This window comes from Brevibacterium spongiae, assembly GCF_026168515.1.
Classification (GTDB): Bacteria; Actinomycetota; Actinomycetes; order Actinomycetales; family Brevibacteriaceae; genus Brevibacterium; species Brevibacterium spongiae.
In genome coordinates this window covers 598,265-611,800 of sequence record NZ_CP093443.1, presented here as the reverse complement: position 1 = coordinate 611,800, position 13,536 = coordinate 598,265, and the positions used below count along the sequence as shown (strand labels likewise).

General features: G+C 66.1%; 11 protein-coding genes. 5 read left to right on the top strand and 6 right to left on the bottom strand.

Features of this window, described 5'->3' with window-relative positions; all coding sequences use genetic code 11:
* Window positions 1-156 precede the first annotated feature (156 nt).
* Together L1F31_RS02740 and L1F31_RS02735 are read right to left on the bottom strand one after the other, a co-directional pair.
* Window positions 157-1,413 carry an MFS transporter gene (locus tag L1F31_RS02740; RefSeq protein ID WP_265419168.1) on the bottom strand — a complete coding sequence of 419 codons (1,257 nt, stop codon included), beginning with the start codon at window positions 1,411-1,413 and terminating at the stop codon, window positions 157-159.
* A complete protein-coding gene (locus tag L1F31_RS02735) occupies window positions 1,413-2,081 on the bottom strand; it encodes a GntR family transcriptional regulator (protein WP_265419167.1) in 669 nt (222 codons plus the stop codon). The genes L1F31_RS02740 and L1F31_RS02735 overlap by 1 nt, the downstream gene beginning before the upstream one ends.
* Before the next feature lie 256 nt (window positions 2,082-2,337).
* On the opposite strand from L1F31_RS02735, the gene L1F31_RS02730 reads away from it, so the two are divergent.
* Window positions 2,338-4,311 (top strand): MFS transporter, encoded by a 1,974-nt coding sequence (locus L1F31_RS02730; RefSeq protein ID WP_265419166.1) that lies wholly within the window; start codon window positions 2,338-2,340, stop codon window positions 4,309-4,311.
* Between the two features lie 104 nt (window positions 4,312-4,415).
* Here the strand turns inward: L1F31_RS02730 and L1F31_RS02725 are convergent, their stop codons facing one another.
* Window positions 4,416-5,369: an AraC family transcriptional regulator gene (locus tag L1F31_RS02725; protein WP_265419165.1), complete on the bottom strand. Its 954-nt coding sequence runs from the start codon at window positions 5,367-5,369 to the stop codon at window positions 4,416-4,418.
* A gap of 172 nt (window positions 5,370-5,541) precedes the next feature.
* Here L1F31_RS02725 and L1F31_RS02720 point away from each other — a divergent pair, with 172 nt between their 5' ends.
* Window positions 5,542-6,432 (top strand): NmrA family NAD(P)-binding protein, encoded by an 891-nt coding sequence (locus L1F31_RS02720; RefSeq protein WP_265419164.1) that lies wholly within the window; start codon window positions 5,542-5,544, stop codon window positions 6,430-6,432.
* Complete coding sequence (locus tag L1F31_RS02715; RefSeq protein ID WP_265419163.1) at window positions 6,416-6,922, top strand: anthrone oxygenase family protein; 507 nt, start codon at window positions 6,416-6,418, stop codon at window positions 6,920-6,922. Before L1F31_RS02720 ends, L1F31_RS02715 begins: the two co-directional genes overlap by 17 nt.
* A gap of 106 nt (window positions 6,923-7,028) precedes the next feature.
* On the opposite strand, the gene L1F31_RS02710 is transcribed toward L1F31_RS02715, so the two are convergent.
* The 3 genes from L1F31_RS02710 to L1F31_RS02700 form a co-directional block, all read right to left on the bottom strand.
* On the bottom strand, window positions 7,029-8,057 hold the full coding sequence (locus L1F31_RS02710) for a CNNM domain-containing protein (protein ID WP_265419162.1): 1,029 nt from the start codon (window positions 8,055-8,057) through the stop codon (window positions 7,029-7,031).
* Window positions 8,054-9,481, bottom strand: a complete 1,428-nt coding sequence (locus tag L1F31_RS02705; protein ID WP_265419161.1) for a hemolysin family protein — start codon at window positions 9,479-9,481, stop codon at window positions 8,054-8,056. The genes L1F31_RS02710 and L1F31_RS02705 overlap by 4 nt, the downstream gene beginning before the upstream one ends.
* A gap of 245 nt (window positions 9,482-9,726) precedes the next feature.
* A complete protein-coding gene (locus L1F31_RS02700) occupies window positions 9,727-10,701 on the bottom strand; it encodes a sigma-70 family RNA polymerase sigma factor (RefSeq protein WP_265419160.1) in 975 nt (324 codons plus the stop codon).
* Window positions 10,702-10,813: 112 nt separating this feature from the next.
* Between L1F31_RS02700 and L1F31_RS02695 the strand changes: the two genes are divergently transcribed.
* Entirely contained in the window at window positions 10,814-12,130 is a 1,317-nt protein-coding gene (locus L1F31_RS02695) for an FAD-binding oxidoreductase (RefSeq protein ID WP_265419159.1), read from the top strand.
* Between the two features lie 318 nt (window positions 12,131-12,448).
* Complete coding sequence (locus tag L1F31_RS02690) at window positions 12,449-13,516, top strand: IS110 family RNA-guided transposase (protein WP_265419092.1); 1,068 nt, start codon at window positions 12,449-12,451, stop codon at window positions 13,514-13,516.
* The last annotated feature ends 20 nt before the right edge of the window (window positions 13,517-13,536 follow it).

The following is a 13,536-nucleotide window of genomic DNA, read 5'->3' as shown; positions in this document are numbered from 1 at the left end:
ACAGTAGGTGACGGTTGTTCTCATGGTAGGACGCTCGGCCCGCACCCCGCGACCAACTCTCCCTGCTACCCGACGGGTCCCCAGCACCGTGGCGCCAGGGTGCTGGGGACCCGTCGGGTAGCAACTGGGGTCAGTAGGGGCGGTTTCTGCTGCGCCTCAGAGGTGTCGCTTCGAACCTCCGGCCACGGTGGCCAGGCAGAGCAGACACACGGCGGCGACCGCACCGAGTGACAGGCTGTACGGCAGTACCGGCAGCAGGGCCGCGAGCACTGTGGGCAGGAGGAATCCCGAGTAGGCCAGCGAGTAGTACACGCCGGTGATCCCGGCCAGATCATCGGGTTCGGCGATGGCCTGGACGACGATGAGGCCGGCCACGACGCAGATGCCATAGGCAATGCCGAGCACGATCGCGACGACCAGAGCAAGGATCGGATTCGCGACGAGTGCAGCGACGACGGCAAGGCCCATACCCAGAGTCATGAGCACGAGACCGACGACGAGACCGCGTCCACCGGTCCACCGATTGATGCTCGGAACAAGGTTCTGCACGAGTGCTCCGGCACCGAGGGTGACGACGGTGAGCACGGTGGCGTAGAGCGTCGTCCACTCCCCCAGCTGCTTCTGCACGAGCGCTGGCATCACCGCATAGGCGACTCCCGCGGCGGCGAAGACCCATGGTGCGGCGGGGATGATGAGGCGGATGAAGGTGCGGTGCCCCACCAGGGGAATCCGCAGGCCGCGCCACCAGTGCTGGTCCGACCGCTGGTGCTTCGCCAGGGTCTCGGGTGCGGTGAAGACGATGAGCAGAGCGACGATGGACAGCAGACCGTGGACACCGTAGGGAAGAGCCTCGGGCAGCGGGCCCCACTGGGCCAGGCATCCGGTGACCGCAGCGCCGATGGCGAATCCCACGGTCAGCGTCAGCGCGGGGCGACGGGCGCCCGCGGTGATATTGGCTTTGTGGTCGAACGGCGGGGAGGAGAGTTCCTTGATCCAGCTCGTGCCCACCGACATCGCCACACCGACGCCGATTCCCGCAAGCACCCGACCGACACACAGCAGCCAGAAGAGGTCGAAGCCGATGCCCAGCAGCACACTGCCGAGGATCGCCGCGATCGTTCCGCCGATGAGGACGGGCTTGCGTCCGCGTCGATCAGAGAGCGCCGAGGCGACCAGGAGTCCCGGCACGAGTCCCCCGACGTACATGCCGAGTAAGAGGTTCGCCTGCCAGATCGCGTAGCCGCCGTCCTCCTCGTACATGTGCACGAGCGGGGTGAAGTGATTGCCGCCCCAGGCGAGCAGGAACATGGCGGGAACGACGCGAAGCCAAGCCCCGCCTCGGCGAGGGGATGGGCCGGTTGCCGGCAGCGCATCGGCTGTCGGCGCTTCTTGGGTCGCGGTCTGGTGGGTCATCAGCTCTCCGGGAAATGCGTGGCGTCGATGTGGTGGCGGACGAGGCTGCCGAAGGCGCTCGCATCGCCGCGTTCGGCGAGGTCGGTGAGCTCGGCATGCTCGTCGAAGAGGGTGGTCAGGGAGCTCGGCTGGTCGATGACGGCCTGATAGGTCAGTCGGGCCAGGCGCGGGCCCATGGTCGTGAGCATCTCGTCGACGACGGTGTTGCCGCCGGCACGGATGATGCGGGCGTGGAAGGCGTAGTCGGCACTGGCGAAGTCGAGAGAGCTGCCGGCCTTCAGCGCAGTCAGCTGACGGTCGAGGAGTGTGCGCAGGTCGGCCGCCACCGGAGCGAGACCATCAGCAGCGGTGAGGGTGTGGACCGCGTCGACCTCGAACATCGCACGCACGGCGAGCAGGTCCCTGCGCTCCCTGCTCGTGACGGTCGTGACGATCGCGCCCTTCTTCGGCACGAGGCGCACGAGCCGCCACCTCTCCAGCTGGAGCATCGCCTCGCGGGCCGGCGTGCGACTGGCCTTCTGTGCCTCGGCGAGGTCAGCCTCGGTGAGCAGGGCACCGGGTTCGAATCGGGCTTCGATGACTTCGCGGGCGGCCCAGGCGGCCATGCGCACAGCCAACGGGGAGGAGTCGTCAGTTCTCTCCCAGGGCAGGGTCAGCAGATCGTCCATGCCCCCACGCTAACAGATGCATACATTGATAGATGCATCAGATCGAGGTGATTGCAGTGTGATCTTGAGCAAGAAGATCACGAATCCGCTTATGAAGGCGATAGCGATTCTGCTAGATTCGTTGACGGCCCGATTCGGGCCGCCAGCACCGCATCGACGAAACGACACGCGAAGCCCTGCGGGGAGGCTCTGCCTCTCGAGGACACTTCTGATACGGCACGCTCGAGCATTCGACCGCCGAACGTCAGGAGACCTGATGACCTCATCTGTCCAATCCCGCCCGCACTCACCAGGACGTGTCGGTCCGATGATCGCCGTCGCCGCGGCCGCCGCATTCCTCGCCACCTTCAACGAGACCTTCCTCAACGTCGCGTTCACGCCGATCATGTCCGACTTCGGCGTCGACGTGAACACGGTCCAGTGGCTGACAACCGCCTACCTCCTCGTCGCCGCTGTCTTCGTGCCGGTCGCGAACGTCCTCTACCACCGCATCCCCACTCGTGCGCTGTTCGTCAGCGTCGTCGCGGTCATGGTCGCAGGATCCGTCGTCGGCGCCCTGGCCCCGGACTTCGGCGTCCTCCTCGTCGGTCGCCTCATGCAGGCCATCGGCACGGGGCTGCTCACCCCCATCGGCATGAACATCACCCTGGCCGTGTCCCCGCGCGAGAAGCTGGGCATGAACATGGGCATCATGGCCGCGATGACCACGCTCGGGCCCTCGCTGGCCATCGTCCTCTCCGGTGTGCTGCTGACCGTCGCGCCGTGGACGACTCTCATGTGGGTCTTCGGTGCCCTGTGCTTCATCGTCCTCATCGCCGGTGTCATCGTCCTGCGCACCGTTCCCGAACTGGGTAGGCCCCGCCTCGACGTGCTCTCGTTCCTGCTCGTTGCTCTCGCTCTGGTCGGTATCCTCTACGGCGTCACCGCTGCCTTCGGCGGATCCGCACGGGTCGCCGGCGGTTCCGGAATCGTCGGTCTCATCGCTCTGTGGCTGTTCATCGTGCGTCAGCGTCGGATCACCAATCCGCTGCTGAACCTGCGTCCGTTCTCGAGCACGCCGTTCGTCCTCGGTGTGGTCATGACCATGCTCGGTCTGATGTTCGTCTTCGCCATGAACGTCGTCATCCCCCTGTTCCTCCAGTCCGCTCGCGGCATGGATCCGCTGGGGGCCTCGATCACGCTGGCCCCGGGCATCCTGCTCACCGTGGTGCTGGGGCCCGTCGCCGGTCGTCTCTTCGACCGTCACGGCGGAAAGTGGTCGATCCCGCTCGGGTTCCTCGTCATGGCCGTCTTCGTCACCCTCGTCGGAGTCGCTGCCGGCGGCACATCGATTCTGCTGTTCGGCATCCTCTACATCCCGGCCGTCCTGGCCACTGCCTTCATCATCGGACCCGCTCAGACCTTCGCACTATCCCATCTCGACCGTGAGACCAGCCCGCACGGCGTCACAGTCGTCTCGACGAGCTTCCAGATCGCCGGTTGTGTGGGCACCTCGCTGGGCGCGGGCATCTACGGTGCGCTGAGCGCCGGGCGACTGAGTGCAGGTGCCGGCGAGATCGACGCATTGCTCACCGGGTTCCACGGATCCGTCGCACTCGTCGTGCTCACCTCGGTCATCGGCATCATCCTGGCGATCGCGGCCTACCGTTCGGTGCGGAAGGATCACGCCCATCGAAACGCTGCGACCGCCTCGGCGGGGGTGGACGATGAGTTCGGTTCGAAGGCTGAGTCGGGCGCGGATGGCACAGTGTCTTCGATCATGAAGACCGACGTGTTCGCTCTCTCGACCGATCAGACCGTGCTCGAGGCGCTGCAGACGTTCACCGGCCGCGGTATCTCCGGGGCGCCGGTGCTGGACTCAGACGGGTCGCTCGCGGGCTTCCTCTCCGACGGCGATGTCATGCGCTACCTCTCGGCGGCTCACCCGTCGTCGACGTCGATCTACTCCTTCGCGATCGGTGCCGAGGACGACCTCGAGCAGGCCCTGTCGGACCTTTCGAGCCTGAGCATCATGCGCTTGGCCACGCGCGAGGTCTTCACAATCGACGCTGGGGCTTCCATCGCCGAGGCGGTCGCGGCACTCTCCGACGCCCACCTCAAGAAGGTCCCGGTCATCGATGCGAGCGATGGCCGCGTCGTCGGCATCGTCAGCCGCTCGGCGATCAACCGCCTCGCGATCGGCAGCTACCTCCACGCCCGGGCCGACACCTCGAACATGCAGTCAGCCTGACCCTTATTGCTACGTGACGGCGCCCCAGCAACCTCGCGCCGGGTTGCTGGGGCGCCGTCGGGTAGTACGGGGAGGGCGGCGTTGAGGGGACGTAGGCCGGTCGGCTACGTCGCTGCGGTTCGGCGGACCTGCCCGGGGGTGCGTCCGATGACGCGGCCGAAGGCCCGGGTGAAAGCGGCCTCGGAACCATATCCGAGGTCACCGGCGAGCCTGGCCACAGACACATCCTCGTCGAGAAGTCGCGAATGGGCCACGCTCATCCGCCACCGGGTGAGATATTCGACCGGGGTGGTGCCGGCGAGTTCTGTGAAGCGGGCGCTGAACGACGATCGCGACATCGCTGCCGCCTGGGCCAGACGCCTGAGATCCCAGTCGCGACCAGGATCGTGGTGGATCGCCTCGAGCACTCGACCGATCCGCGGGTCCTGCAGCGCCCGCAGCCAGCCGGGGTTCTCTACCTGCTCCTCGGACAGCCAGGCGCGGATGGCGTGGATGACCAGCACATCGGCCAACCGGGTCGCCACCGCTCCGCCGCCGGCCTGCGGCGTCGTGAGTTCTTCGGCGATGAGCCGCAGCAGATCACGCACCGGCGAAGCAGCGGACATGGTGTCGCCGTCGATGTGCAGGAGGTCAGGCAGGGCCCGCATGAGTTCGCGAGAGGCAGGGTCGTCGAAGCTGACGATTCCGCAGATGAGCTGCGTGGCACGGCCTTGACCGCCGTATCGCAGCCGCGAATACTGCGGGGTCAGGTATTCCTGCTCGAGCAGATCCACGCGGGGACCGCGGGAAGCGTTCCGCGAACCCAGCAGATCGTGCCCGAGCCCATGCGGTACGAGAGCGAGGTCACCGGCTCTCAATTCGACCGCCTCGGTGCCGGGCAGACGCAACCACATCGATCCCGCGGTGACGACGTGAAAGCTCACGGAATCGGCGATCGAGGGCATCTCCAACGACCACGGTTCTCTGACCTCGGTCTGACAGCAGAAGGTGCTGCGCATGCGCAGCGTGTGCAGCACGCGCGCCAACCGATCGCGCCCGTCGTCCGTCGTGGCCGTCATATCGTCATCGTCCCACAGCCGATCACCGATGCTCCGAGGGTTTCGGACGATTGGTCAAAGAATCCGTCATTTCAGCCATAGAAACGCCTCCGTCCGCTCCATAACCTCGGAAGTGCAACCACCGCACGACAACGGGAGCCCCTCCCCCATGAAACGAGAGAAGTGATCGACCATGTACGTCATTGCAGGAGCCACCGGCCGCGTCGGATCGGCCGCCATCACCCATCTTCTCGACCGGGGAGCGCCGGTGCGAGCGCTCACCCGCAGCGAGGAGTCTGCTGCGCGCCTGAGATCGCATGGCGCCGAGGCCCGGATCGCAGCGCTCGAGGACAGAGAGTCGCTCACCGCGGCGCTGCACGGTGCCGCGGGGCTCTTCGTGCTGCTGCCGTTCGATCTCACCGTCGATGATCTCGATGCCCACGCGAATCGGCTCATCAGCGCGATCTCCGCTGCCGTCACCGAGGCGGCCGTCCCTCACGTGGTCATGCTGTCTTCGGGCGGGGCGGACCGCGCCACCGGCACAGGCCCGATCACCGGACTCCACCGATTGGAGCAGGCCCTGTCCGCCACCGGAACCCTGCTCACAGCGCTGCGGCCCGGACATTTCCAGGAAAAGGTCGCCGAGGTGGTCGACATCGCAGCCGAGACAGGAACCTTTCCCGTCTTCGCCTCCTCCGCCGACCGGCCGATGCCTCTCGTCGCGACAGCGGACATCGGGCAGATCGTCGCTGAGACGCTGCTGCGCCCACCCCAGCGAAGTGAAGCGGTCGACGTCCTCGGTCCCGAATACAGTGAACGCGAGATCGCGTCGGTACTCGCGGCAGAACTGGGGCGAACGCTCGAAGTCGTGACCATCCCGGAAGAAGCATGGGTTCCGACTCTGGTCGAGACCGGACTGCGTCCGCACATCGCGGCCGCACTGGCCGAACTCAATGCCGCAGATGAGCATGGGCGTCTCGCCCCGCGCGGCGATCGAGTGCTGCGGACGTCGACGGAACTGGTGACGACGATTCGCCGACTTCTCACCCCGGCTCAGGCGGCCCCCGATGCAACCGCCGATTGACGACTCCGTGCAAGTGCTGCCCCAGATCGTCCTCGCCGCTGCCATCATCAGCAACGGTCTGCTCGCCGGAGTGTTCTTCGGCTTCACCACCGCGATCTGTCCGGGCCTGAAGCGAGTCGACGATCCCGCCTATGTGCGAGCCTTCCGCGCGATCAATTCGGTCATCCTCAATGGGCGTTTCATCGCAGTCTTTCTCCTCGCTCCCCTCAGCGCCGTCGCCTATGCAGTGATCGGAATCGTCGGTCAGGATCCGGTCGCATCAACGGCGGGCAGCGCCAGTGCGCTCTGCGCGCTGCTCAGCACCGTCATCACTGCCGCAGCGAATGTGCCGCTCAATCGCACCCTCGATGCCGCAGCCATCGGGTCGGCCGAGGATCGGGCGCTGGCGCGGAACAGTTTTGAGGGTCCGTGGAATCGCTGGCATCTGGTGCGCACCGTGGCGAGTGCGACGGCGCTTCTCGCCCTCACGATCCCGCTGCTCATCGGGTGAGGCCCCGAAGACGCCCATTTCCCACTTGCTACGTGACGGCGCCCCAGCACCCCGGCGCCGGGTTGCTGGGGGCCCGTCGGGTAGTACGGAGGACGGTTTTGGGTGACTACTTCGGGGAGTCGCTCAGCTCTCCGGTGGTGAGCAGGTGGGTGAGCACGTCGGTGACGGTGACGACAGCATGACTGCCGTCGGCTCGCTCGACCAGCGCCAGCTGTGTGCCCTCCTGCCGCATGGTCTCGAACGCCCGCACGACGGTCAACGACCCCGGCAGGACGGTGACGGGGCGCGCCGCCTCGGCGATCGGGTCCCCACCTGCGAATCCGAGCACATCCCTGACGTGCACCACATGGCTCAGGGGACGGCCGGGTTCGGTGCGAATGAGGATGCGACGGTGACGATCGCGACGCGACGCCTCCCGCACCTCGCTCGCGGTCGCATCCGGTCCGACAAACGTCGGCAGCGGCCGATCCGCCACGAGCTCCGCGAGACTGAGCTGAGTGAGTTCGAGAGCTCCGAGCAGGGCAGCCGACGATTCCCTCTCCAGGGTTCCGGCCCGCGCCGAGTGCTCCAGCAACTGCTGCAGATCCTCGGGCGTATGCGCCTGATCGACCTCGTCGACCGGTTCGACCCGCACGAGACGCAAACACGCATTCGCGGCATTGTTGAGCACGTGCAGCAGCGGGCGGGTGAGGAACATGAATGCCCGCATCGGCAGCGCCAGCAGGATCGCCGAACGCTCCGGATTGGCCACTGCCCACGACTTCGGCGCCATCTCACCGACGACGAGGTGGAGGAACGTGACGATGATGAGGGCAAGGACGAAGCCGGTGATATCAGCGATCCACAGCGGCAGACCGAGTGACTCAGCGACAGGAGTGATCCAGTGGTGGACGGCAGGTTTCGTGATCGCACCGAGCGCCAGGGTGCACGCCGTGATACCCAGCTGGGACCCGGCCAGCAGCACCGACAGTTCGGTCGAGCTGCGCAGCGCGGCACGGGCCGACCGGCTGCCGGCGGCTGCGTCCTCGAGGCGGTGCCGTTTGGCGGCGATGAGTGCGAACTCGACGGCGACGAAGAACGCGCTGAGCCCGATGATGGCGATCGTGAGGACGATGATGACCCAGGGATTGCTCATCGGTCCACCTCGATTCCGATCCGCAGCGCCGAGGGCACATGCGTGGCCACCTCGAGGACCGCGATGACGAGATGTGCGGTTGCCGGAGTGTCGGTTCCAGCCAGATCGGCGGGGTCGAGCGGCAGTTCGATCCTGACCTCGTCACCGACCGCGGGGAATCCCTTCGCGTGTTCGATGACGAGACCGGACAAGGTCTGCGCCGAGGTGGCCGGCAGTTCGCGCTGTAGGACACGGGCCACCTCGTCGAGGGGAATGATTCCAGGCGCCCGCCAGGTGCCGTCGCCGTTGTCGATGAGTTCTTCGATGGTGTGGTCGTGTTCGTCGGCGATGTCGCCGACGAGTTCCTCGCCGAGGTCCTCCATCGTCACGATTCCGGCGAAGCCGCCGTATTCGTCGACGACGCAGGCCATCTGCTCGCGGTGCTCGAGCAACGCTGCCACTGCGTCCGGCAGCGTCAGAGATTCGGGGACGAAGACCGGCGGGCGCAGGAGGGAGCGCACCTCGGTCGCGGTGGCAGTTTTTCCGGTGGTCGGGACTCCGGCGGTCTGTGCCTCGGCGGTCGGCGCCTCGGGGGCCGGGCCCTCGGTGGCCGGCCCCTCCTCGGCGAGGACGTCGAGGAGGTCGATCGTGCCGAGCACCTGATCGTCTGCGTCGAGCACGGGGTAGCGGGAGTGCCCGGTACTCATGCGGTCGCGGACCTCGGTCAGGGGCGTGTCGATGTCGATGACGTCGACGCGTGAGCGCGGCACCGTGGCGTGGGCGACCGTCTGCTGCGGGAAGTCGAGGATGCGGTCGAGGATGAGGGAATCGTCGTCGACGAGGTCACCGCTCTCCCGGGATTCGGCGACGATGTGCTTGAGGTCGCGCCGGGTGGCTGAGTGATCGACGTCGTGGACGGGTTCGATGCCGAGGACGCGCAGCAGGGCGTTCGAGGCTTTGTCGAAGATCGTGATGAGCCAGCCGAACAGGGCCAGATAGAGCGACGTCGAGCGGGCGAGCCAGGTCGCCAGTGCCTCGGGTCGGGCGATCGCGAGGTTCTTCGGGAACAGTTCGCCGAAGAGCATCTGGATGAGCGTCGAGACGAGCAGGGCGAGAACGGTGCCGATGAGGATGCCTGTGCCCTGCGGGATCGGGGTGCCGCCGAGGGCTTCGCCGACTGCGGTGCCGATGAGCGGTTCGGCGACGTAGCCGACGAGCAAGCCGGTGACGGTGATGCCCAATTGGGCGCCGGAGAGCATAAAGGAGGTGCGTCGTGTGATCGACAGCGCTCGGTCAGCGGCGCGATCACCCGCGGCCGAGCGGGCCGCCAGACGGGATCGGTCGACGGCCATGTACGCGAATTCCTGGGCCACGAAGTAGCCGGTGACCACAGTGATGAGAAGGACGACGAGGAGGCCTACGAGAAGTGAGAGCAGCCAGGTCAACGGTCACCACCTGCCTGCGCGCTATGAAATTGTTCTGGGGTGCGAAGTGTGATGTCCCAGCCGGGACTTCGATAGTCGTCCATGGTCCTTCCGAAAGTGATCAAGTGGGCGGCTTGTCACGATTATTCCGGTGTCGGCTGGCAGAACGCTGAACCACACCCCTATTGCTACGTGACGGCGCCCCAGCAACCCGGCGCGAGGTTGCTGGGGCGCCGTCGGGTAGTAAATGGGGAGGTGAAGGCGGGTCAGGGGGTGACGGCAAGGTGGCTGAGAGTCTCTTCGTCGGCGATGACTTCGACGAATGCGACCCGACCATGAGCGAAGCGGAACAGGTAGAGCGCTCGGGCAACGCCGTCGGAGACATACGCGGCAGCAGGAACACCGTCGATGTGGACCAGGCGGGTCGCCTTCGCACGCCCATTGAACACCCGGGCCACCGCGTCGCTGCCGATGATCTCAGGGCCGATGAGCGGGGCACCGAATTCGGCACCCGCCCCCGCCAGGCTCACGGCCGCAGGATCGCTGCGTACCTTGATCTCCGGGTCGAGCAGTTGGAGGAGTCCGCCGAAGTCTCCTCCGCGGGCCGCCTCGAGGAAGGACGTGATGGCGGTTTCCTGCCGGTACCGAACCTCCGCTGCATCCACCTTGCGCAATCGTGCGCGAGCCCGGGACGCGAGCTGACGTGCAGCGACTGGGCTGCGGTCGACGATCGGGGCGATGTCGTCATAGGAAAGAGCGAAGATGTCATGAAGGACCAACGCCAGCCGCTCCAATGGACCGAGAGTGTCGAGGATGACGTGCAGTGCCACCGTGAGATCGTCTCGCAGCAGGGCGCTGTCCTCCGGACTATCAGTGCGGACGCCCCCTCCTCCCCCACCGCTTCCGGGAGCGCTGCCGGCTCCGGCCGCTTCGCCGGCCGGGTCGTGGTCGGGGGCAGCCTCGTCGTCCGATGCCTCCCAGTGCAAGTCCTCACGTCGGGCGGCATCACGACGAATGGCATCGATGCAGACCCGCGAAATGACCGTCGTCAGCCACGCCTCGAGGTTGTCGATGGCCGCGATATCGGCTCGCTGCAAACGGATCCAGGCCTCCTGCACGGCATCGTCGGCAGCCCACGGGGAACCGAGAGTGCGGTGCGCGATGGCGAACATTTTGGGTCGGTATGAGGCGAACTGATCGGCCACATCGGCGAGGGTCTGCGGCGGTGTGTCCGATGGCATCGGCATCCTGACGACGGCGGGTTGTCACGTTTTCGGTCCGAGCTGCGACTCATGAGTGAGTCCGGCACACGTCGGTCCGATCACCCGCACCAACACCAGCCAAGGAGTCATTGTGACTGTTCTGCCGACCACCATTCTTGACGAGCTTCGCACCGCTGTCCAGGGTCGCACCTGGTTTCCCAGCGAGCCGGAGTTCGATGAGGTCCACCGCCCGTGGAATCGAGCCATCGACCAATCCGTCCTTGCCGTCGTCGAAGCCGCCGATATCGCCGACGTCGTCACCCTCGTGAACTGGGCGCGCGGACGTGGCCTGTCGATCGCCACCCAACCGACCGGTCATGGCGCCACCGGACGGGCTGACGACACGATCCTGCTGCGCACGACCCGCCTCAACCGGATCGACATCGACCCCGCACAGCGCACGGCCACGATCGGAGCAGGCGTGAAGTCCGGCGAACTGCAGAGCGCGGCAGAACACGGGCTGACCGGACTGCCGGGCAGTTCCCCGGTGGTCACTGTCGCCGGAGTCGCCCTGGGCGGTGGCCTGAGCTGGTTCGGCCGATCGTTCGGATGGGTCGGTGACAGCATCCGCGCGTTCGACGTCGTCGACGCCGACGGCCGCGCCCGCCGCGTCTCCGCGACAGAGGACCCGGACCTGTTCTGGGCACTGCGCGGAGGCGGAAGCGAGCTCGTCATCGTCACCGGCCTCGAGGTCGGACTGCAGGCTGCCCCGGACGTCTTCGGCGGGCGTGTGCTGTGGTCCGGTGACCACGCCAGGCAGGTCGCCGAAGTGTTCCGGACGATGACTCGCGCCGCTCCCGAAGCGCTGACCCTATGGCTGGAACTTCTCCATTTCCCGGGCTCGGGGCCGATGGTCGCCATCGACTCGACCTACCTCGGCGACAAGGAGGAAGCGCGTGAGCTCATGCGCCCACTCGACGCACTGCCGACGCCGTTGTCGGATTCCCGGGCGGCGATGAGCGTCGCCGAGCTGGGGTCGATCACGGCCGAACCGACCGACCCCGGCGTCGGCAGCTCCCGCGCCGAGCTCCTCACTTCCCTTGACGATGGCGCCCTAGACGCACTCCTCGGTTCGCCCATCGACCCACTTCTGTCGGTGCAGGTCAGGCACCTCGGGGGCGCGTTGGCACAGCCGACCGACAACCCGCACGGCGCCTTGGACGAGCCGTACAGCGTCTACATGTTCGGCCTTCCCGTCACCGAGGAGGCCGCCGAGTCGATCGAGCAGAAGCAGGCCGTTCTGGCGCGGGTCCTGCCAGCCAGCGGACGCAAACCCGTGACGTTCCTCAATCCATACGAGGGCCTCGCCGACGCATTGCCCGGAGAGTCCCTGGCACGCTTGCGTCGGCTCAAGGATGAGCGGGACCCGGGGCGGGTCTTCCGCGGCAACTTCAGCATCGCCGACTGAGCCCCTCCCAGAACTACTGTGAGTATGGGTAGTGGCTGGTCTGGGACTAGCTGGCAGAGTAGGAACTGACCGTCCCCTCAATCATCATGACTCAAATTACTACTGACTCAGACGATGTCTTCGTCACGATCTGTCTGGTGATTGGTGGGCGGTCGGCACCGGCTCGGCCCACATCGATAACTTGATCAGAAGGTTGTCCGTTCTCAAACGAACGTGACTCATCACAGTAGTGTTTCGACGTGACTATCTCCCGGACCGGAGCCGACCGTTCGACGGTCGGACCACATCCGCTCTGACACGGGAGAATCACGAACCGTCATGTCTATCATCTCGCATTTGTACGCGTTTGTCGTCGGCGTCGACACCCACGCGAAGAACCACGTCTACGCCGTGCTCACCAACACCGGTGAGCAAGTCGATACCCGCGAATTCCCCACCAGCAAGGCCGGCCTGGCCAGGGCCTTGGACTGGGTCGGTCGCCGTACCGGCGGGGACCAGGACACCCTGTGGGTCATCGAGGGCATCGGCACCTACGGAGCGATCCTGGCCGAGACCGTCGCCGAAACAGGCTACACGGTCGCCGAGGCCGCCAGCATGAGTGCCCGCGACCGCCATGCCACCGGCAAGGACGACCGCATCGATGCTTACAGGGTCGCTCACACCGTCCTATCAATGGACGAGTCGCGACTGCGTTGTCCCCGGCAGGCCGATGGTCCGCGCCAGGGACTGCGGATCCTGGTCAAGGCCCGCCAGTCCATGACCCAGGAGAAAACCCGGACGATCAATGCGCTGACCGGCCTGTTGCGGGCCAATGACCTCGGGATTGATGCGCGCCGGAAACTGTCTGTGGCCAAGATCCGCACGGTCGCGAAGTGGCGGGCTCGCAACGAGCCTGTGGCACGGGTAGAAGCGCGCCGGGAAGCGATCCGGTTAGCCAAACGCGTGATCGAACTCGATGCCGATATCAAGGACTACGCCACCCGGATCCTGGCCTTGGTCAAAGACAGCCCGGCGGCTGTGCTGCTGGAACAACCCGGCATCGGTGCGATCACCGCGGCCGTGTTCTACCTGGCATGGTCGCATCCCGGGCGGGTGCATTCCGAGGCTGCGTTCGCGAAGTTGGCGGGGACGAATCCGATCCCGGCATCGTCGGGCAACGTGGTGAGATTCCGGCTTAACCGCAGTGGAGATCGTCAGTTGAATTCCGCGTTGTACATGGTGGCCATCACTAAGCTTTCCTTCGATGAGAGGACGCGGGCGTACATGGCTAAACGGCTCGGGGAAGGGAAGTCGAAGAAGGAGACGATTCGGTGCATCAAGCGGTATGTGGCCCGGAATGTGTATCGGCTTCTCGAGGCGACGAGCGTGAGGTGCGAGGCCGCTTGACAAGCATAGAAGGATCGTGA

Coding starts and splice junctions, on each gene's coding strand:
- L1F31_RS02740 (WP_265419168.1), bottom strand. CDS start 1,413: ATGACCCACCAGACCGCGACCCAAGAAGCGCCGACAGCCGATGCGCTG.
- L1F31_RS02735 (WP_265419167.1), bottom strand. CDS start 2,081: ATGGACGATCTGCTGACCCTGCCCTGGGAGAGAACTGACGACTCCTCC.
- L1F31_RS02730 (WP_265419166.1), top strand. CDS start 2,338: ATGACCTCATCTGTCCAATCCCGCCCGCACTCACCAGGACGTGTCGGT.
- L1F31_RS02725 (WP_265419165.1), bottom strand. CDS start 5,369: ATGACGGCCACGACGGACGACGGGCGCGATCGGTTGGCGCGCGTGCTG.
- L1F31_RS02720 (WP_265419164.1), top strand. CDS start 5,542: ATGTACGTCATTGCAGGAGCCACCGGCCGCGTCGGATCGGCCGCCATC.
- L1F31_RS02715 (WP_265419163.1), top strand. CDS start 6,416: ATGCAACCGCCGATTGACGACTCCGTGCAAGTGCTGCCCCAGATCGTC.
- L1F31_RS02710 (WP_265419162.1), bottom strand. CDS start 8,057: ATGAGCAATCCCTGGGTCATCATCGTCCTCACGATCGCCATCATCGGG.
- L1F31_RS02700 (WP_265419160.1), bottom strand. CDS start 10,701: ATGCCATCGGACACACCGCCGCAGACCCTCGCCGATGTGGCCGATCAG.
- L1F31_RS02690 (WP_265419092.1), top strand. CDS start 12,449: ATGTCTATCATCTCGCATTTGTACGCGTTTGTCGTCGGCGTCGACACC.